Raw genomic sequence first — 20,096 nt, forward strand, 5'->3', positions numbered from 1 at the left:
TGCGCCGGGACGACTTCATTGCGTGACTACCTCAGCACTGTATCCACGGCTCCGTGACCGGAGAACAGCGTTTGGGTAGCTGGTCGGGATCCGTGCGTGCGCAAGACCCGTCAAATCAGGACAGGTTGAGCATCCGGCAGGTATTTCATTTGGTCTGGACCTATTGACAGGTGGATTGGTCTGGACCAACTTGTTGTCATGCCCAGACAGAGACGACGCACACGAACCTGGTCGGCCGTCGCCGCCCTCTCGACGGCGGTGGCACTGGCGGGGATGTCCGGGGGTCCGGCATCCGCCGCGGATGTGAACAACGTCAAGAACGCCGGCTTCGAGTCGGCCCTGAGCAACTGGACCTGCTCCGCGAGCAGCGGTACGACGGTCTCCTCCCCCGCCCACTCCGGCACGGCCGCGCTGAAGGCGACACCGGCCGGGCAGGACTACGCCCAGTGCTCCCAGACGGTGGCGGTGAAGCCGAACTCGTCGTACACGCTGAGCGCGTGGCTGCAGGGCGGCTACGCATACCTGGGCGTGACCGGTACGGGCACGACGGACGTGTCGACGTGGACCCCCGACTCCACGTCGTGGAAGCAGCTGTCGACCTCGTTCACGACGGGTGCGTCGACGACGTCGGTCACGGTGTACACGCACGGCTGGTACGGCCAGCCCGCGTACTACGCCGACGACGTGTCGGTGTACGGCCCCGACGGCGGCGGAGGCGGCGACCCGGCCCCGACGGTGCCGGGCGCACCGGCCGGCCTGGCCGTGTCCGGTACGACCTCCTCGTCGGTGTCACTGTCCTGGAACGCGGCGTCGGGCGCGACGGGCTACAACGTCTACCGCGACGGCACGAAGGTGACGGCGGTGTCCGGCACCTCGGCGACCGTGACCGGCCTGGCCGCGTCGACGTCGTACTCCTTCCAGGTCACCGCGACCAACTCGGCGGGTGAGTCGCCGAAGTCGGCGGCGGTGACGGGGACGACGGCGGCGACCGGGGGCGGAGGCGGAGGCGGCGCCCTGCCCAAGCACGCGGTGACCGGCTACTGGCAGAACTTCAACAACGGGGCGAGGGTCCAGAAGATCTCCGACGTGCCCTCGTCGTACGACATCATCGCGGTGGCCTTCGCGGACGCGACCTCGACGCCGGGCGCCGTGACCTTCAACCTGGACTCGGCCGGTCTTGGCGGCTACACCGTCGACCAGTTCAAGGCGGACATCAAGGCGATGCAGGCCGCCGGGAAGAAGGTCATCGTCTCGGTCGGCGGCCAGAACGGCACGGTGTCGGTGAGCGACCCGACGTCGGCGACGAACTTCGCGAACTCGGTCTACTCGCTGATGCAGACGTACGGCTTCGACGGCGTCGACATCGACCTGGAGAACGGCCTCAACGCGACGTACATGACGCAGGCGCTGCGCGCGCTGTCGGCGAAGGCGGGCTCGTCCCTGATCCTGACGATGGCCCCGCAGACGATCGACATGCAGTCGACCTCGAACTCCTACTTCCAGACGGCCCTGAACCTCAAGGACATCCTCACGGTCGTCAACATGCAGTACTACAACAGCGGTTCGATGCTGGGCTGCGACGGCAAGGTCTACTCCCAGGGCTCGGTGGACTTCCTCACCGCCCTGGCCTGCATCCAGCTGGAGGGCGGCCTGTCCCCGTCCCAGGTCGGCCTCGGCCTCCCGGCATCGACGAGCGCGGCGGGCAGCGGCTACGTCTCACCGACCGTGGTGAACAACGCCCTGGACTGCCTGACCAAGGCCACGGCCTGCGGCACCTTCAAGCCGTCGAAGACCTACCCCGGCCTACGGGGCGCAATGACCTGGTCGACGAACTGGGACGCGTCCGCGGGCAACGCCTGGTCGAACTCGGTGGCCCCGCACGTGCACGCGCTGCCGTAGTCGGACATCAAGTCGGTGAGTCCGCCCCCACCCTCGTTCGCGTGGGTGGGGGCGGCGAGCTCATTGCGCGGCCCGCGCGACGGAAACGACCTCAACGCCGCCCTCGAGCAGGGCAACGCCCTCGCCGGCCAGGCGGACCCTTGCAGTGTGGGGCGGATCGACAAAGTCCACCCGGCGCCCGTAGCGATCAATCCAGTCGAGCACGACGTGGGACCCCTCGCCAGAAGGGTCGGATGCGGACTCGACGTCGAACCGATCACCGGGACGCACGACTCCACCCACACACCGAACGACACAGGTCGCCGACGAGGGGTCCAGCTCCTCCACTGCGTAGATCTGGAGCTTCCCCGCTTCGCGAGCACCCATGTCCAAAAGCCTCTGCAACGAACTGCCGCATCAAACACTGAGCCCAGACCATGGGGCGGCGCCACGTAGTCGACCCACGGTGTTGACACCCACGCCGGGCCGGTGACCATACGATACCCGCGGCTGAACGGCCGAACGGGCCCGAGGCTAAGACTGTCGCCGGTCGCAGCCGTCGCAGTCGCAGGTGCCGAGTTCGAACCAGACCGTTTTGCCCGGGCCTTCGCGGTGGCAGCCCCAGCGGCGGGCGAGGGCGTCCACCAGGGTCATGCCCCGGCCGCTCTCCGTGATGCCCGCGTCGAGTACCTCGGGCGCGCGGCGGTCGGTGTCGGCGACCTCGCAGCGCAGGACGCCGTGGGAGGCGAGGAGGGTCAGCCGGAAAGGGCTCGCCGCGTGCCGCAGGGCGTTGGTGGCCAGCTCGCTGACCAGGAGTTCGGCCACGTCGACGACCTCGTCCCGCTCCGCGAGTCCCCATTCCTCCAGCTGCCTGCGCACGACCGAGCGCGCCTCGTGGGCCGCCGAGGGAACGGGGTCGTACTCGACGCTCAGATGGCCGGCCCGTATGGGCGGCTGCGGATACGCGGCGTACTGAGGGCCGGGGTCCGGAAGGCTTCTTCCGGAAGGATGCAGCATGTTCACAGCGTGCCCTCCCCGTATACCCGCCCACACGGGGAGGAATACCCGAATCCGTACCTGCGTCGGTTCGCCCGGCACCCGCGTATGCATGGATGCGGACATGCCTGCGTACACGCAGCCGCAGCAGCCGCAGCTAGGTGTACTGGATGCGGACGGTCGAGCCGTGGGCGTGGTCGCGTACGTCCACGTAGGCGCAGACCTGGCGGGTGAACCACAGGCCCTGCCCGGGCTCCAGATCCCCGGTGGGCGGCGGTACGAAGCCGGCGAGCGGGTCGGCGACGCGGTGGGGCAGGCGCAGCTCGCAGACGCAGGACGGGGCCCGTCCCCACAGCAGGGTGCCGGTGACGGGGCCGAGCTCGGCCGCCGCGTCGGTGACCGCCGCGGTGAACAACTCGGCGTCGGCGGGCGGGAGTCCGTGTTGTTCCGACCACGCACATACGGATTCGTTCGTCGGGGCGGGCAGCGCGGTGGCGTCGTCGGGCGGCGGCGGCAGGGGTACGGCGTCCAGTTCGCGCACCAGGGCGGGCGGGGGCTCGTAGACGCCGGTGGCGGGGTGGGCCCGGCGGGCCGCCTCGACGAGGGCGAGGCCCGCGGTGCGGGTGTCGTAGGCGCACATCGCCGTCGTGGAGAAGGGGGCGAAGAGGAGGTTCGCCAGGGACTCGTAGCGGATCCACTCGGCGGTCTCACGGGGCGAACTGCCCGCGCGGCCCGCCCAGTCCGGCTCCATCAGGAGGTGGATACGGCCGCCGGGGCCGGCGTGCGCCGCGAGGTAGCCGGCGCTCCGGGCGACCGCGTTGGCGGCGGAGCCGGTGTACCAGTCGGTGTGCGGAATGAAGGCGACCCTCAAGGCGTCGAGCCCCAGGGCGTCCCTCAGGAGGTCGAGACCGGCGGGGGCGACGATGGCCACGGGCGGTGGCTCGTCGGGGGCGGCCAGGCCCTCGGCGAGGAAGGGCAGCGCCGCCGCCACGAACTCGTCGTCCGAGCCGAACACCGCCATACGGTGGTCGAAGTCCCCCTGGACCAGGCCGGTTTGCGCACGCATGTCTGCACTCATGGGTTCCCCATCTGTCGTACGTCCCTCACGGTGGGAGTCATCAGCGCTGGGCCGTCACCCAGGCGGCGATCTGGCTGCGGTTGCTGAAGCCGAGCTTGCTGAGGATGCGCTCCACATGGCCCTCGGCCGTGCGGCGGGCGATGACCAGGCGGTCGGCGATCTGCTGGTTGGCCAGCCCCTCGGCGACGAGCCGGGCGACCTCGGCCTCCCGGCGGGTCAGCCGCGGCGCGGGGGCCGGCTCCCGCGCCGCGCCGGTGTCCTGAGGGTCCTGGAGCGCGTAGGACACGATCTCGCCGAGGCCGAGCCCGGCGCCGCGGTCGTACGCCCGCTCGTACGTCCGCTGCCCCACCGCCGCGCGCACCCGCGTCTCGCAGTCGCGCCGGGCGGAGTTGAGGGCCTCGGAGCCCCAGCGGTCGCGGTCGACGTCGGACCAGACCCGGTCGGCGCCGCCGAGCAGCACGGCGGCGCGCTCGGCGGCCCCGGACCCGTCGGCGAGCCGCGCCAGCAGGTCGAGGGTGAGTCCGATGCCGATGACGTCGTGCACATCGAGCTTGAGGCGCAGGGCCTGGCAGGCGTACGGCTCGGCGCGCCGCCAGTCCTTGCGCACGGCGTGGGCCAGGGCGAGGATGCGCAGCACGTACGAGCGCACCCACTCCTCGTCGTGCCGCTCGCACAGGCGCAGGGCGTCCTCGCAGACGGCGACCGCGCGGTCCGCCTCCCCCAGCAGGGCCAGGGCACAGGCGAGTTCGACCAGGTCGAGGCCGTGCAGGCTGAGGTGCTGGCCGGGGACCGGGCCGCGGGCGACGGTGGACTCGTAGTGGCTCAGGGCGGTGTGCAGATCGTCGGCGAAGAGCTGGACGACGCCGATGACGTAGTCGGCGTGAGCCGCCTCGGCCGGGTCGCCGAGGTCCTGGGCCAGGGCGCGGGCCTCCTCGGCGCGGCGCAGTCCGCGGGTGAGGTCCTCGGGGCAGCCCGCCAGCAGACCGGAGATCCACAGGGCCCGGGCGCGTTCCCGGCTCGGCCCGGGGCCGGCGTCGAGGGCGCGGTCGAGCCAGTAGCCGCCCTCGCGGGATGCTCCGCAGGCGTGCCAGTAGAACCACAGGGTGCCCGCGAGGCGCAGCCCGGCGAGTTCCTCGCCCGGTGTGGTGAGGCTGAAGTCGAGGGCGGCGCGCAGGTTGTCCTGGTCGGCGCGGAGCCGGGCGACGATCTCCCGCTGGCCCGGCCCGAACCAGCGTCGCTCGTAACCGGCGGCCCGCTCCTGCATCCAGTCCCGCTGGCGGCACCGGGCGGCCGTCTCCTCGCCGGGGTGTTCGCGCAGCTGGTCGAGGCCGTAGTGGCGGAGGGTGTCCAGCAGCCGGTAGCGCACCCCGCCGGGCCCGCTCTCCCGGCCCAGCACGGACTTGTCGACGAGCCCGGCGACGGCGTCGAGAACGTCGTACGGCACGATCCGCTCGCCGTCCGCGCACACCGCCTCCGCCGTCTCCAGGTCGAAGCTCCCGGCGAGCACCGACAGCCGCGCCCACACCAACTGCTCGGGCCCGGTGCACAGTTCGTGGCTCCAGTCGACGGCGGCGCGGAGCGTCTGGTGGCGGGGCGGGACGGCGGGGCTGCCGGCGGAGAGCAGGCGGTAGCGGTCGTCGAGGCGGGCCAGGAGCTGTTCGATGCCGAGGACGCGCATACGGACGGCGGCGAGTTCGATGGCGAGCGGGAGGCCGTCGAGGCGGGCGCAGAGGCGGGCGACGGCGGCGCGGTTGCCGGGGGTGAGGCGGAAGCCGGGGACGACGGCGGCGGCGCGGTCGGCGAACAGGGCCAGGGCCGGGTGGGCCTCGGCGGCGGACAGGTCTCCGTCGGGGTCGGGGACCGGCAGGGGCCGTACCTCCATGAGGTGCTCCTCGGTGAGCCCGAGGCGGTGGCGGCTGGTGGCGAGGATGCGGATGCCGGTGGTGCCGCGCAGGAGGGCGGCGGCGAGTTCGGCGCAGGCGGCCGACATGTGCTCGCAGTTGTCGACGACCAGGAGAAGGCGGCGGTCGCGGAGCTGTTCCACCAGGGCGTCCAGTGGGGGCTGGTCGAAGTGGTCGTGCAGGTCGAGCGCGTCGGCGGCGGCGAGCGGGACGAGCGCCGGGTCGTGCAGGCCGGAGAGCTGGACGTGGCGCGCGCCGTCCGGGAAGGCGCGCTCGACGCGGGCCGCCAACCGTCCGGCGAGGCGGGTCTTGCCGACGCCGCCGGGACCGGTGAGCGTGACCAGGCGCGCTCTGGCCAGCAGTTCACGGCCCTGCGCCTGCTCGTCCCGCCGGTCGACGAAGCTGGTCGTCTCGACCGGCCGACGAGCGTCGCGTCGTGGCGCTGATCCGCCCATGATCAGCCAGCCCTCCTCTTGGCCGGACCCCCACTCTTCCCCGGGGGTGCGCGGGGCCGCACGCGCTCATCACGCCAACGAGTGCTCTTTGGCCGGGGACACTCCGGTCGGTCGTCGCGCGCGTACACTGCCCGGCCGGTTTGGGCCGATACCGCTTGAACCGCCCTTGACCCGGCCATGCCAACGCTTCACCATGAGCGCCACCCGTGCACAAGCCCATGCACAGCTCATGCACCGCCCAAGCACAGCCAACGCACCGCCCACGCACGGCATCCGCACCTTGCTCGTCGCACTGAAGCACCCCCCAGCTCCGCTCCACCCCACATCCGGCGACCCCGGAATTCCTGGAGACCCAAGGAGAATTCATGCGACTTCGCACACGCGGCTCAGGCGCCCGCGGCAGCAGAAGGACCGCCGCGCTCGGCGCCCTGCTGGCCCTCGCACTGGCGGCGCCCGTGTCGGCGACGGCCACGCACGCCACCGCCGACAGCGCCCGCAAGGCGGCACCCTCCGCCGACGACGTCCGGCAGTACGAGATCCACCAGGGCACCACCCCCGTGACCCGCACGGCCATCCAGCAGACCGGCGTCACCGTGGACGAGGCGGACGAGGAGACCGTGGTCGTCTCCGGACGCGCCGCCCAGATCCGCGAGCTGAGGCAACTCGGCTACGACGTCACGCCGTTGGGCGCCGCGCCCGACCGGTCGAGCCCCGCCGACGAGCTGCGGCTTTTCGACTTCCCCTCGGCCGACTCGAAGTACCACAACTACGCCGAGATGAACGCGGAGATCGACCAGCGGCTCGCCGCCTACCCGGCCATCATGAGCAGGCGGGTGATCGGCAAGTCGTACCAGGGCCGGGACATCGTCGCCATCAAGGTCAGCGACAACGTGGCCACGGACGAGAACGAACCCGAGGTGCTCCTCACCTTCCACCAGCACGCCCGCGAGCACCTCACCGTCGAGATGGCCCTGTACCTGCTGCGCGAACTGGGAGCCGGGTACGGCACCGACTCACGGGTCACCGGCATCGTCAACAGCCGCGAGATCTGGATCGTGCCGGACCTGAACCCCGACGGCGGCGAGTACGACATCGCCACCGGGTCCTACCGCTCGTGGCGCAAGAACCGGCAGCCCAACAGCGGGTCGTCGTACGTCGGCACGGACCTCAACCGCAACTGGAACTACAAGTGGGGCTGCTGCGGCGGGTCCTCGGGATCCAAGTCCTCCGAGACCTACCGGGGCTCCGCGGCGGAGTCCGCGCCCGAGGTGAAGGTCGTCTCCGACTTCGTGCGCGGCCGGGTCGTCGGCGGGAAGCAGCAGATCAAGGCTGGCATCGACTTCCACACGTACAGCGAGCTGGTGCTCTGGCCGTACGGCTACACCTACTCCGACACGGACACCGGGATGACCGCGGACGACGCCGCCGCGTTCAAGGCCGTGGGGCAGAAGATGGCGGCCAGCAACGGGTACACGCCGGAGCAGGCGAGCGACCTGTACATCACCGACGGGTCGATCGACGACTACCTCTGGGGTGCGCACAAGATCTTCGACTACACCTTCGAGATGTATCCGACGTCCGCCTGGAACGGGGGGTTCTACCCGCCCGACGAGGTGATCGAGCGGGAGACCTCCCGGAACCGCGACGCGGTGTTCCAACTGCTGGAGAACGCGGACTGTATGTACCGGTCGATCGGGAAGGAAGCCCAGTACTGCAGTTAGCCGGTCACTCCTCGAAGTAGGCGTCCAGCACCGCGTCCAGTTCCTCTTCCCATTCCTTGAAGCGACTCCTGGCCGTCGCCTCGATCTCGATCGGGTACCAGCGGCGGTCAGGGGTGTGCACCGTGACGGTGAAGCGCTTGCCGAAGCGGGGGGCCTCCGTCTCGACCGCGCCGATCTCGTCCCAGCGGAACTCGCAGGACTCCTCGTCGAGGGTGAGGCGGACGCCCTTGTGGTCGGCCACTATCTTGGCGCGACGGTCGGCGGCCTCGAAGACGGGACCCTCCGGGGCCTCCGCGTCCTCCGACACCGCCGCGTCCTCGGCCTCCTCCGCCGCTTCGGCGTCCGCGGCCTCCACCGGTGCCGCGTCCTCGTCCGACACCGCCGCCTCGGCCGCCTCCGCCTCGTCCGTCTCCGCCTCGTCCGTCTCCGGCTCGGCGTCCTCCGGCTCCGCGGATTCGGGTGAGGTGAGCCCGGGGATGAAGGCCGGGTCGAATCCGGCGCCCTTCAGGGGCTTGCTGCTCGATCCTATGCGCTGCTCCACGGCGGCAGTATGGACGACATACCTGTGCCGGAACCAGCCGGACCACCCTTCACCCGGGTTCACCCCGATTGCTCGTCCTCGGCCCTACTCGTCCATGAACACGATCCGCCGCGTCCGTCCCCCGTCGCCCGGCACCGGTGTCACCGCGGCCCGGCCGGCCGGCACCGCGCGCTCGCGGCCCCAGGCGCGGATCTCCTCGATCTGCTCGGGATTGCTGACGCTGAGCGGGCGTACCTGGGCGAAGGTGTCCATCACATACGAGTCCTTCAGCTGGCCCACGCCGCCCCGGCGCACCGCCTCCTCGCCCACGTCGTGCAGCGCGGCCTCGATGTCGGAGCCGGCAAAGCCCTCGGAGAGGTCGACGAGCCGGTCCAGCCGGTCGGGGTCGAGGTCCGCCTGGAGATAGCGCCGGTGGTAGATGCGGATGATCTCCTCGCGGTCCTGGGCGTCGGGCAGGTCGACGAAGAACAGCTCGTCGAAGCGGCCCTTGCGCAGGAGTTCGGGCGGCAGGCTGCGGATGTCGTTGGCGGTGGCCACGACGAAGGCTCGGGACTGGGACTCCTGGAGCCAGTAGAGGAACTGGCCGATGATGCGCTGCGGCACGCCGGACATGTCGTCGCGGCCGGCCAGGCCCTTCTCGATCTCGTCGATCCACAGGACACAGGGCGCCACCCGGTCGGCCATGGCGAGCGCCTCCCGGAAGCGGCCCTCGGACTCACCGAGGTACTTGCCGTGGATGGAGGCCATGTCGAGCCGGTACAGCGGGAGTTTCCAGTCGTGGGCGATGGCCTTGGCGGACAGGGACTTGCCACAGCCCGGGACGCCGACCAGCAGCACTCCGCGCGGCGGCCGCAGGGCGGTGTGCCTGAGGTCGCGGGAGATCATGTCGTGCTTGCGCTCCAGCCAGGTGCGCAGACCGCTCAGCCCGCCGATGGCGTAGTCGCTCTGCTTGAGCTGCACCCGCTCCAGGCCGGTGAGGTCACTGAAGATGCGGTCCTTGGCCTGGGCGAGGCCGAGGACGTCGTCGCGCCGGATGGAGCCCTTGGCGGCGATGGTCGCCATCAGGTTGACGCACTCCGCCTCGGTGACCCCGCTCAGGAACTCCGCGGCACGGCGGGCGTCCTCCTCGGTCCACTCGATGGGGATGTGGCCGTGGTGATCGCCGAGGAAGCCGCTGAGGATGCCGTACATCTCCTCGGAGTCGGGCAGGTCGAGACGCAGGCTCATGCCGAGGCGCTGCAGACCGCTCCAGATCGGTGTGTCCGTGATCAGCACGATGCTGCCCATGTTGCTGTCGGCCAGCCGCGCCAGCTCGGCGAAGTGCCGGGTGACCGGGGTGTCCGACTCCAGCTCGTCCGGGTCGACGAAGACGACGGTGGCATTGGCGCGGCTGCCGAACTGGGCCGCGGCGAAGTCCATGGCGCCGGTGAGCGAACGGTCGTCCTGCACGGGCGCGTTGGTGCGCAGGTCGCGCAGGCCGGTGGCCCGGGTGTAGATCCAGAACGGCATGCTGCTGCGCCGGGACTGGGTCGCCGCCTCGCGCAACAGCCTCAGGGCGCGCTGCTGCTCGATCGTGCGCATCGCGATGACCGGGACGCGGGCGGAGATATAGCTGTCGAGGTGGCTGAGGCTCTCGGCGTAGTTCGACATTCGGGCCTTCTCGAAGGGTGGATTGCGGGCGGCGGGGCGGCGGGGCCGCTCACCCGGGCACGATGCGCCGTCGCGACGGTGCCGCCGGGTCGTACGCCCAGCCGTCCTGGGTCGTGCGCACGGTGAGGGCTCCGGTCAGCGCGTTGTCCCGCAGGGTGCGGCGGCGGCGCTCGACGGTCCTCGGGTCCGCGCCGCGCCGGGCCTCGTGATCCAGGTTCTGCTCCAACTGGACCTGGACCTGCGGGATCTGGCGGTCGACCAGCTCGGTGAGCCGGGTGCGCAGGGACTCGGGCAGGCCGGGGTGGGCCGCCAGGGCGCGGACGGTGTGCAGACCGGTGCGGGCCTGGGCGAGCTCACGGCCGTACGAGAACTCGTCCCGGGCCTGGTCCAGGGCACGGACGAGAGACTCGGCCCAGGTGCCGAGCCGGGTGTCCAGAGCGGTCGTGAGGTGCTCGGTGAGGCGCACCCAGGTGTCGGCGTCGTACTGCTCCTGGACGAGCGCGGGCAGCTTGGCGGGGTCGGCGGGTTCCAGGGCGGCCCAGCGGCGCAGGAAGCCGACCCAGGCCTGGTAGGCGCCGCCGTCGCCCCACAGCCCGCTCACGACGTGCTGCCCGGCCGGCGCACAAGGGTCTCGCCGGGCGGCAGCGGCTCCCAGTCGGGCAGCCCCTCGACGACCCGCCGGAGCCTGCTGGTGACCCGCTCCTGCTGCGGACGGCGCTGGGCGGCCCAGGGGGAGCTCTGGGCGCGTGCGCCGTCGGCGGAGGCGGCCCACGGGGAGGCCGGAGCCTCCGCCTGGGGGACGGTCGCCGCCCAGGGCGAGTCGGCCGGCGGTCTGTGCGGCGGCGGTGGGGTGGGGTCGGGCTGGGCGGTGGGGGGCGGGGTGCTCATCGGACGGTGTCCTCCTCGGGCTCCACGGACTCCTTGGCCTCGGGCACCTTGGCCTCGGGCCCCTTGGTTTCGGACCTCTTGGTTTCGGACCTCTTGGCCTCGGGCTCCTTGCGTACGGTGCGGCCCTCGAACGGCGAGGCGCCGCCGCCCGCCGTCGGCAGCGTGGCGATCAGCTCGCGGACCCGGGCCTCGATCCGATCGGCTGCCCGGAACTTCTCGTACCAGTCCGTCAGCTCGGCCGACGCGCCCCGCAGTTGGTGCAGCGACTCGGTCTTGGCGCGGGCCAGCAGTTCACGCGCCGCGTCCTGGTTGCGCTTGGCGGTCTGGGAGCCGTTGTACAGGACCAGGCCCCAGACGATGCCGACGATCGCGGCGGCGCCGAAAGCGAACCCGGGGAAGATGCCGGCGAAGACCAGCAGGATGCCCGCGACCACCGCGATCAGCGGCGCGGCCTTCTTGAGCCAGGGATAGGCGAGCGCGTCGACGAACGGGCCCGTGTAGTGGTCCCAGTGGTCGCTCAGCGCCCTCTCCAGGGTGGCCAGCGGCTGGGTGAACGAGCCGATCCACGGCGGCAGCTGGAAGGTCTGCGCGCCGACGCTGTGCGCGGTGCCGAACTGGGCCTGCACATCCTGCGGCACGGCCGCCCGGTAGTCGCGGGTGTGGCCGGCGTGCGCCTGCTGGAACCACTCGTGGCAGGCGGCCACCGCCAGCCGCTGGGTGGCCGGGGAGGTGCCGATGGCCTGCGGGTTGAGGGCCGCGGTGGTCTGCACGGTGAGGTAGTCGAGGGTCTCCTCGTACGAGGCGGCGTCCGCGTCGGCCGTTTGCCGGGCGGCGCCCAGATCGCCGTCGTGGTCCACGACCGCCTGGTTGAAGGCGAGGTCGCGGCGCAGCGGCAGCTCCTCGTTGTCGTACTCGGAGACGAGCCTGTCGAGGATGTCGTCGACGGCGTCCTCGATGCGCTCGGACGGCTCGAACTCCCGCTCCAGGATGGCCTTGTACTTGTCCAGGAGGGCCGTCTGCCCGCGCGCGGCGGACAGCACGCCGTCGAGGGTGACCCACTGCGGCGAGACGGCGGCCAGCCGCGGGAACTCGCCCTGACCGGACGGCGCGCGCAGCGTGTCGATCTCGTCGCGCCACCGCTTGATCTGCCGGGCCTGCGCGTCCGCGCTGTCCATCAGCTGGGCGCGCCACTCGGCGAGGGTGCGGTCGAGCAGATCACGGCCGACGAGTCCGAAGGCGCCCTGCGCGATGGCCTCCAGGATGACGGCGAACTCACGCCCGAGGGCGGCCGGGTCCTGGGCCAGCAGATAGTGCCGCAGCCAGCGCACCGCCGACTCGGACCGGCCCTGGCGGCGCAGGACGAGCGCGAAGAACAGCGAGGTGCGGTCGGGCGAGCGGCGGAACGCCTCGTCGACGGCGCGATCGCACAGCTGCCGGTCGTCGGCCGACCAGGAGGCGAGCGCGACCAGGGCGGGCGCCAGCCAGTAGCGGGGCGTCTGGATCATCAGCTGGTCGCTGACCAACCGGACGTTCTCCTCGGAGACCAGGCCGACGTCGAAGGCCTGGAGCATGCCGACCGCGGTGCGCCGGACCGTCTTGTGATGGCCGAACTCGTGGTCGATCTTGTCCTCGATGGCCCCGATCCGGGTCTCGGCGCGCTGCACGTTCGCCGTGGACTCGGCCTGTCTCACGAAGGCCAGGAACTCGTCCCGCAGCTGCTGGAGCTCGGTACGCGTCTGCTGCTGGTTGGACTCGACCGTGGAGACCTGGCCGGACACCGAACCGACCTGTTCGCTGAGCCTGATGACGAGGTTGCTGACTTCCTGCACCTTGCGGTGCAGGGCGAGGTCGACCTCGGACATGCGGGAACTCCGTTCGCGTGCTGCGTCTGGGGGTGTGGAGCGTGGGGGCGGCGCCGGCTCAGGGCCGTACGACCGTGCCGTCGTCCAGTACGGGCAGGACCAGGCCGTCGGCGTACACCTCGACGTAGGCGTAGCCGCCCGAGCGGGCGAGCATCCGGGCCGCCGAGAACGGCTCGGGCATCTGCTCGGCCGGGGCGAAGTGCCGCACGATGACGTGGAACAGATTGAGCTGGTGGTCGACGTACGGCGGGCCCAGATAGCAGCGCGCGACGAAGCCGAGCGGCACCGAGCCGTACGACGTCGTGTACTGCTCCCGGACCCAGTCCGCCAGCGAGCGGCTCGCCTGCTCGTCCAGCCCCGCGTCGAGTCGGCGCACGGCCTCCAGCAGTGCTGCGGAGCGTGGCCCGTACAGCTCGCGGCGCGCGATGCCGGGTGCGGGAGCGGCGGGCGCGTGCGACTGTCCGGTGCCGAGCGTGGGCCGCACGATACGTCGCGGACGTTCGGTGTACCCCATGTGTCCCCCGATGTCATGGGTGGTGTTACCAGGAGCAAAGTTTAGTGACGTCACGTCAAGAGTGCGAGCTCGAAGCGCAATTGACACACTCGGACCCATGGGAAGGATCAAGGCGCTCCTGGTCGGGGTCGACGACTATCCGGAATCCGTGGCGACACCACTGGGTGGCTGCGCCAACGACATTGCCGCGGCACACCGGCTGCTGACCGACCTCGTGGGCGAACGGGCCGACGTCATGGTCCTGTTGGACGACGACGCGACGGTCGACGCGCTGACGGACGCGGTCGTACGGCATCTGGGCGCGGCGGGCGACGGGGACACCGCGCTGCTGTGGTTCTCCGGGCACGGCACCCAGCGGGAGGCCACCGGCGACGACCTGCTGATCGAGGCGACGGGGCTCAACCAGGCCCTGGTCTGCGTGGACGGCCCGCTGTTGGACAAGCGGCTGGGCGCGCTGCTCGACACGGTCGCGGCCGGGGGTGCGCAGGTGGTGGCGGTGTTGGACTGCTGCCATTCCGGAGGTGCGACCCGGGAGGACGCGTGGACCGCACGGTACGCGCCGCCCTCGCCCACATGGGACCTGGAGGCCGCGGACGTCCCGGCTCCCCGTGCCGTTCCGCGGCACGTGCTGCTGGCCGCGAGCCGGCTGGACCAGCAGTCGTTCGAGGGCTGGTTCGACGGGGTGCGGCAGGGGGCGTTCACGCAGGCGCTCGTCGGCGCGACCCGCGCGGCCGGGGCCGACGCCAGCTGCCGGGAGCTGCTGGCGGCGGCCGCCGCCCGCGTGCGGCGGTCCGGGAGCCTCCAGCAGCCGGTGCTGTTCCCGGACCTCCCGGGCGGCGCGGCGGACCGTCCGCTCCTCGGCGAGGCGACGGACCGTACGCCGAGCGCGCATCTGCTGCGGTACGGGCCGGACGGCTGGGAGGTGGACTGCGGCGCCGCGCACGGGCTCCGGGACGACGCCGTCGGAGCGCGGGGCACCGAGTTCACGGTGGTGGACGCCGGGCCGGACCGTCCCGTCGTACGGGCGCGGGAGGTGCGGGTCGACCGGACGCTGGTCACGCCCCTCGACCGGGTGCCGGATCCCGAGCGGGTCCATCCCGTGACGCTGTCGGCCGTCGCCCTGCCGCCCGGGACGGTGGCGCTCGACGGGTCCGCCGCGGCGACACGGGAACTGACGGAGGCCCTCTCGACGGCACCCCTGCTGCGCCTGGTGGACGGGCCCGAGCACGCCGGTGATCTCCACTTCCGGGTGGAGGTGCGGGGCGGAGCGGCCCTGGTGCTGCGACGCGACGGTACGGAGTTCACCGCACCGCTGCCGTACAGCGGCGGTGCCGCGGACGCGCTGCGTGTCGTGGACTGTCTGGCGCACCTCACCCGCTGGCACCAGCTGCGCGACCTGACCCCCCGCCCCTCCCCGCTCGACGGACTGGTGCGCCTGGAGATCACCCCCTGGGGCTCCGACGAGCCGCTGCGCCGGGACGCCGCCGGGGAGATCGTCTGCCCGTACACGGACGGTCAGGCGCCCTGGATCTCCGTCCGGCTGCGCAACACCTCTCCCGACCGGACGCTGTGGTGCCTGCTGCTGGACCTGACCGACAGCTACGCGTCCCATTCGGTCCTCTACCCCGGGCACTTCATCGGGCCGGGGCGTACGGGGTACGCCCTGGACGGCGAGCCCGTGCAGCTGTCGCTGCCCCCGACGCGGTCGGTGGCGCCCGGGGCCGAGGGACGGGACTGGCTCAAGCTGATCGTCGCGGAAGGGGAGTTGAGCACCCTGTCGTACCAGTTGCCCGCCTGGGAGCCGTGGGTCGCCTCCGGCGCCCGGGACCTGGGGCCCGCCATCAAGGGCGGACCGGGCCGCTGGACCGCCGTCACCCTCCCCCTGCGCACACTCGTGCCATAGCCGATCAGCGGCCCAGGTGGGTGAACCCGGCCCACGCGCTCAGGTCGTGCGGATCGATCCGGCGGGCGCGGTCGGCCAGGGCCGGAGGGAGTTCGGCGGGCAGTTCGCGGTCGGGGTTGAGCATCCACAGCTGGGCCCGGCGCAGGGCCTTCGCCGGGGGTTCGCCGTGGGTGCGCAGGAAGTGGTGGGTGAGGAACATCAGGACGGAGGTCGCCTCGTCGGGGACCGGCCACAGTGATCCGACGACCGAGCGGGCGCCCGCGACGAGGAAGGCGGTGGCGAGGCTGTAGGCCTCGTTGTGGCCGCGGCCGGAGACATGGCTGCGGCAGGCCGCCAGGAGGACGAGGGCCGGGCCGCCGCCGTCCCCGGCACCCGCGCCGGTGATCTCCTCGGCCGCCAACTGGCCGTCGCTGAGGGAGAGGTACGAGCTGCGGCGGGCGTTCGCGGCGACGGAGGCGTGGCAGGCGAGGTGCAGCACTCCCCCGTCGGCGCCCTCGCGCAGCCAGTCCAGCACCTCGCCCGGGGTGCCGGTGCCGTCCGCCGGGCCGGTCCCGCGGCGGCCGAGGAAGCGGCCCCGGGGATAGAAGGCGCGCTGGACGGCGTCGGCCTCCTCGCCCGCGTAGTGGAGGTCGCCGGTGGGGTTGCCGACGACCAGCGCCCCGCCGGTGTGGTCGGTGGCGGGGCGGGCGGCCACCTGGCACAGCAGCCGGGCGGAGGCGGCGTAGGAGATCTCGGCGGCCTGGAGGGCGTACTGGCGCCCGCGCGGGCCGCCCGCCTCCCACGCGGCGTGCCAGGGGACCAGGCCGAGCGTCCCCATGGGGACGAGGACGAGCCGGGGCAGCCGGCCCCGCGGCATCTCGAAGGCCTCCAGCAGCGGGCGCACGGCGGCGTACCAGGCCCAGCCGCACAGGCGGTCGAGCTGTTTGCGCAGGGAGGGCGGGGCCGCGGCGAACGCGGAGCCGGGGACCGGGCCGAGGTCGCGGGTGAGGGCGCCCGCGGGGGCGTACTCCTTCAGCGGCGCCGCGTCCTCCGTGAGCGTCGGCAGGGGTATGGCGTGCACCGTGCCGTCGGAGGTGACGACCAGGGCGGTGCCGGGCGCGTCGTCGGAGGACGGGACCAGGTAGACCAGGGCGTCCTTGGCGAGGGCGCGCAGGGCCTCGGCGATCTCGTCGGGGGCGGGCGGGTCGAGGAGCCGGGCGGCGAGGGGGGCGCCGGCCTCGGTGTCGGTGAGCGCGGTGAGGACGCGGCGGCGCAGGGTGCTGGGGACGGCGAGGGGCGCGCGGACGGCCGTCAGCGGGTCGGTCGGCCGGTCGGCGGCGTCCGCGCCCGTGGCCCGCCATTCCTCGGCGAGGTCGGCCCGGCCCGCCGTGGTGAGGAGGTCGGGCACGGTGGTGGAGGTCAGCGCGGCGTGCAGGACCAGGCCGCGGCAGGCGTCGAGGGCCTGGAGCGCCTCCTCGGGGCGGTCGTCCTTGAGGCACCAGCCGGCCACCTCCAGCGCCGAGCGGGTGGCGTGGGCGGCCGCGAGGGCGGCGTGGTCGGTGCCGGACTGGAGCAGTGCGGCCCAGGCGTGGCCGCGCAGGGACGTCAGGCCGAGGGTGCGGGCGGTGGCGCGGTCGCGGCGGTGGAGGTCGTCGCGGGTGCGGTGGGCACGGGCGAGCGCGAGGCCGATCTCGGCGTACAGGCGGTGTTCGGGCCCGCCCGCCTCGGCGAACCCGAGCTCCAGGAGCTCGATGCCCCGGGCCAGCCGCTCCCGACGGCGGACGCGGTCGAACTCCAGGCCGGACAGGGCGCAGTGGGCGATGCCGAGGCAGTGGCCGTATCTGAGGCGGCTGTCGCTGCCCGGCTCGGACAGCTCGTGGGCCTCCTTGAGCAGGCCGATCGCCTCCGCGATGCCGGGTCCGTCCATGGCGGCCCCGGCCCGGGTGAAGCGGGTGATGCCGGCGTCGCCGAGTACCCAGGCGCGGTGGTCGCGGGGCAGTCTGCGGGCCTGGCGGCGCAGTTCGGCCGCGCCGGGGCGGCCGGGGAGGGGTGGCAGGGGCGGGGCGCCGAGGGTGCGGGCGAGGTTGTCGCGGGCGGCGCGGGCGTTCTCCAGGGCGGTGTAGATCTCGATGCGGGAGGGGTCCTCCTCGCTCATGGCGGCGTGGCCCTCGGTGAGCGCGGCGATGTGCCGGTCGGCGGCGGCCAGGTCGCCGCGCTGGACGGCGGTGTGCGCGTCGAAGCCGGCCTGCTGGAGGTCCATCATGCGGCGCAGATGCGCGGGCAGGGCGGGGTTGTCGCGCAGCCGGCGCCAGGTCCGGGCGCCCGCCTCCATGTCGTCGGCGGCGCCGCCGGTCTGGCCGCGCTGGGTCTGTGCCATGAGCCGGGCCATGGCCAGGCCGTAGCCGCCGTGGCCGTCCGCCTCCGGAACGCCGGCCTCCTGCGCCCGGTCGAAGTGGGCGAGCACCTCGTCGAGGCCCGCGCCGGTGCCGACGGTCGTCTCCTCGTGCAGCCGGGCCATGCCGGCGACGACGTGTGCCTGTCCGCGCCAGGCCGGGTCCCGCTCGGCGCGTTCGAGCACCGCCTCGGTCAGCTCCCGCCGGTGTTCGGCGGTGATGTAGGTGCCCTCCGGGTCGACGACGGTGAGGTTGCACAGCATCATCGCGGCGAGCTGGGCCCGGCCCGCGCTGCCCGGTTCGGCGGCGCGCAGCTGGGCGAGGGCCCTCTCGAAGCCCTCGATACGGCGCTTGCGGCCGGTCACGTCCCGTTCCATGCCGCGCAGGAACTCCTCCTCGCCGAAGTCGAGGAAGGCGCGTCCCTCGCGCAGGTCGTCGAGCATCGTGTCGACGGTCCCGCGGAACGCCTCCGCGTCGAGGCCCTCCGGGAGTCCGTCGTCGGTCCGGGCGAGGAGTCCGTGCTCGGCGAGGGTGAAGCGGGCCCAGCCGTCCAGCATGAGGGCCGACTGCGTCAGTTCATGGTTGCCGTGCTGTCCGTCCAGGAGCCGTCCGGTGGCCTCCAGGACGTCCTGGGCCCGGCGCGGGTCCGGGTCGTCGTGGTAGCGGGCCTGCTGGAGGAGGGCGAGGAACAGGGCGGCGGGCGCGATCTCGCCGTCGCGGTCCGGGTCCCACTCGGTCACGGACCGCCGTACCAGCGCGATCCCTCGGTCCCGGCCCTCGGCGTCGTCGCGTTCGGCGGCCCGCTCGTACAGCAGCCGTCCGAACGCGTCGAGGTACTGGGGCAGCAACTGGGCCTCGGCGCCGGGACGGTCGAGCAGCCGGCGCAGTTCGACCTCGGCGGCGAGGGCGTGCCCGACGTCCTTCCAGGTGGACCAGATCACGGCGCGTACGAAGATGGCGTTGACCTCGGCCTCGAAGGCCCAGTCGGGCTCGGGGCCGCCCGCCCTGCGGGCCTCGGTGAGGGCCGTGTCGAAGGCGTCCCGGGCCGTCTCCAGCTCCTGCTGGTCGCCGGTGGCCCGGCCGTGCAGCATCGTGGCGAGGCCCATGCTGTAGCGGATGTGCGGGAGGTCGAGGGGCCCGGCCGTGCCGAGTACGGCGCGGTAGTGCGCGGCCGACTCGGCGGCGGCGTCCAAGTCGCCGTACAGCCGGGCTCGTTGCAGATGGAGGAAGCCCAGTGCGGTCCGCAGGTCGGCCTCCTCCTCTTCGTCCGGTTCCACGTCGTCCAGTGCGTCGGCGTGGCGGCGCAGGGCCTCGTCGAGGGCGTCCGGGGCCGGGGCGGCGAGGTAGCGGGTCTTGGCGCAGACGGCGAGCAGATACCGGCCCCACGCCCGCTCGTTGCCGAAGTCGGGGTCGTCGGCCGCCAGCCCGTCGACCCCGTCCCGCAGCAACTCCCAGCCCTCGTCGAGGAGTCGACGCTCGCCCTCCTCCTCGTACTGCACGGCCCGCAGATGCCCGAAGCGGATCCGCCAGGCCGACCACACCGGCTCCGCGCCGGGCTTGCGGAAGGCGTGCTCGAACGCGTCGACGGCCAGGGCGAATTCCTCGTCGTCCGCGCCCCGGGCGCGCAGCAGATACAGCCGGTGGCTCAACTCGCCCGCGTACCCGCACATGCCGGGCGCGTCCGGGTCGCCGGAGGACAACTGGGCCAGCACGTCGAGCACTTGGTCGCGCTCGGCGGCCAGCTCTTCGAGGAGGTCGTCGGTCACAGGGCCCATACTGCCCGGACGGTCAGCCCAGTACGGCCAGGGCGTCGATCTCGATCAGCAGGCCCTCGGGGAGACCGACGTACACCGTCGTACGAGCGGCCGGAGGTTGTGTGAGCCCCTGCTCCTCGAAGTAGGCGTTGTAGATCTCGTTCATCTCCGCGAAGTGCGCCGTGTCCGTCAGATAGACGCGGAGCATCATCACGTCGTCCCAGCTCGCACCGCCCTCCTGAAGGACCGCCTTGACGTTGGCGAAGGTCTGGAGGGTCTGCTCGCGCAGGGTGGGACCGGCGGGCGTCGGGGGCCTGCCCTCCTCGGCCGGGAGGAAGCCGACCTGGCCGGCCACCTGGAGGATGTTGCCCTTGCGCACGCCGAACGAGAACTTGGCCGGAGGGGTGTTGTGGGTCTTCGGGGTGAGTGCGATCTTGTCCGTCATCGGGGCTCTCCTTCGTGGATGCTCACACGGAAGCTGATAGAAAGTGAGGTATGACGAGGCAGGTGAAGCGGGCTTTCAAGTACCGCTTCTACCCCACGGGCGAGCAGGCGGATGAGCTGTCGCGCACGTTCGGCTGCG

At 72.5% G+C, this 20,096-nt stretch carries 16 protein-coding genes; 4 read left to right on the forward strand and 12 right to left on the reverse strand.

Annotated elements, in window-relative coordinates:
• Positions 1-198 precede the first annotated feature (198 nt).
• The gene (locus ACZ4EG_RS26605) at positions 199-1,899 is read left to right on the forward strand and encodes a chitinase (RefSeq protein ID WP_467792349.1); all 1,701 of its coding nucleotides are present in this window, start codon (positions 199-201) and stop codon (positions 1,897-1,899) included.
• A gap of 60 nt (positions 1,900-1,959) precedes the next feature.
• Here ACZ4EG_RS26605 and ACZ4EG_RS26610 read toward each other — a convergent pair whose 3' ends face one another.
• The 4 genes from ACZ4EG_RS26610 to ACZ4EG_RS26625 form a co-directional block, all read right to left on the reverse strand.
• The gene (locus ACZ4EG_RS26610) at positions 1,960-2,103 is read right to left on the reverse strand and encodes a hypothetical protein (RefSeq protein ID WP_467792350.1); all 144 of its coding nucleotides are present in this window, start codon (positions 2,101-2,103) and stop codon (positions 1,960-1,962) included.
• Between the two features lie 309 nt (positions 2,104-2,412).
• Positions 2,413-2,895, reverse strand: a complete 483-nt coding sequence (locus ACZ4EG_RS26615; RefSeq protein WP_467792351.1) for an ATP-binding protein — start codon at positions 2,893-2,895, stop codon at positions 2,413-2,415.
• A gap of 136 nt (positions 2,896-3,031) precedes the next feature.
• A complete protein-coding gene (locus tag ACZ4EG_RS26620; RefSeq protein WP_453562157.1) occupies positions 3,032-3,940 on the reverse strand; it encodes an anti-sigma factor RsbA family regulatory protein in 909 nt (302 codons plus the stop codon).
• A 52-nt stretch (positions 3,941-3,992) separates the two neighbouring features.
• On the reverse strand, positions 3,993-6,308 hold the full coding sequence (locus ACZ4EG_RS26625; RefSeq protein WP_467792352.1) for an ATP-binding protein: 2,316 nt from the start codon (positions 6,306-6,308) through the stop codon (positions 3,993-3,995).
• Positions 6,309-6,673: 365 nt separating this feature from the next.
• Between ACZ4EG_RS26625 and ACZ4EG_RS26630 the strand changes: the two genes are divergently transcribed.
• Positions 6,674-8,029 carry a M14 family metallopeptidase gene (locus ACZ4EG_RS26630; protein WP_467792353.1) on the forward strand — a complete coding sequence of 452 codons (1,356 nt, stop codon included), beginning with the start codon at positions 6,674-6,676 and terminating at the stop codon, positions 8,027-8,029.
• 4 nt (positions 8,030-8,033) lie between these two features.
• Here ACZ4EG_RS26630 and ACZ4EG_RS26635 read toward each other — a convergent pair whose 3' ends face one another.
• The 6 genes from ACZ4EG_RS26635 to ACZ4EG_RS26660 all read right to left on the reverse strand — a co-directional run bounded on the left by ACZ4EG_RS26635 (position 8,034) and on the right by ACZ4EG_RS26660 (position 13,484).
• Positions 8,034-8,570: a hypothetical protein gene (locus ACZ4EG_RS26635; RefSeq protein ID WP_467792354.1), complete on the reverse strand. Its 537-nt coding sequence runs from the start codon at positions 8,568-8,570 to the stop codon at positions 8,034-8,036.
• A gap of 84 nt (positions 8,571-8,654) precedes the next feature.
• The gene (locus ACZ4EG_RS26640) at positions 8,655-10,220 is read right to left on the reverse strand and encodes an AAA family ATPase (protein WP_467792355.1); all 1,566 of its coding nucleotides are present in this window, start codon (positions 10,218-10,220) and stop codon (positions 8,655-8,657) included.
• A gap of 49 nt (positions 10,221-10,269) precedes the next feature.
• Entirely contained in the window at positions 10,270-10,821 is a 552-nt protein-coding gene (locus ACZ4EG_RS26645; RefSeq protein WP_453562151.1) for a hypothetical protein, read from the reverse strand.
• Positions 10,818-11,108: a hypothetical protein gene (locus ACZ4EG_RS26650; RefSeq protein WP_453562149.1), complete on the reverse strand. Its 291-nt coding sequence runs from the start codon at positions 11,106-11,108 to the stop codon at positions 10,818-10,820. The genes ACZ4EG_RS26645 and ACZ4EG_RS26650 overlap by 4 nt, the downstream gene beginning before the upstream one ends.
• Positions 11,105-12,970, reverse strand: a complete 1,866-nt coding sequence (locus ACZ4EG_RS26655) for a hypothetical protein (RefSeq protein ID WP_467792356.1) — start codon at positions 12,968-12,970, stop codon at positions 11,105-11,107. Before ACZ4EG_RS26655 ends, ACZ4EG_RS26650 begins: the two co-directional genes overlap by 4 nt.
• A gap of 58 nt (positions 12,971-13,028) precedes the next feature.
• Positions 13,029-13,484 (reverse strand): hypothetical protein, encoded by a 456-nt coding sequence (locus ACZ4EG_RS26660; RefSeq protein ID WP_467792357.1) that lies wholly within the window; start codon positions 13,482-13,484, stop codon positions 13,029-13,031.
• Positions 13,485-13,581: 97 nt separating this feature from the next.
• Between ACZ4EG_RS26660 and ACZ4EG_RS26665 the strand changes: the two genes are divergently transcribed.
• Positions 13,582-15,387 carry a caspase family protein gene (locus ACZ4EG_RS26665; RefSeq protein ID WP_467792358.1) on the forward strand — a complete coding sequence of 602 codons (1,806 nt, stop codon included), beginning with the start codon at positions 13,582-13,584 and terminating at the stop codon, positions 15,385-15,387.
• Between the two features lie 4 nt (positions 15,388-15,391).
• Here the strand turns inward: ACZ4EG_RS26665 and ACZ4EG_RS26670 are convergent, their stop codons facing one another.
• Positions 15,392-19,534: a CHAT domain-containing protein gene (locus tag ACZ4EG_RS26670; protein ID WP_467792359.1), complete on the reverse strand. Its 4,143-nt coding sequence runs from the start codon at positions 19,532-19,534 to the stop codon at positions 15,392-15,394.
• A 13-nt stretch (positions 19,535-19,547) separates the two neighbouring features.
• The gene (locus ACZ4EG_RS26675; RefSeq protein WP_453562141.1) at positions 19,548-19,958 is read right to left on the reverse strand and encodes a RidA family protein; all 411 of its coding nucleotides are present in this window, start codon (positions 19,956-19,958) and stop codon (positions 19,548-19,550) included.
• 50 nt (positions 19,959-20,008) lie between these two features.
• On the opposite strand from ACZ4EG_RS26675, the gene ACZ4EG_RS26680 reads away from it, so the two are divergent.
• Positions 20,009-20,096: helix-turn-helix domain-containing protein (locus ACZ4EG_RS26680; RefSeq protein WP_467792367.1), on the forward strand; the 88-nt coding region annotated here is incomplete at its 3' end.

Source organism: Streptomyces sp. NPDC025638 (genome assembly GCF_055558775.1).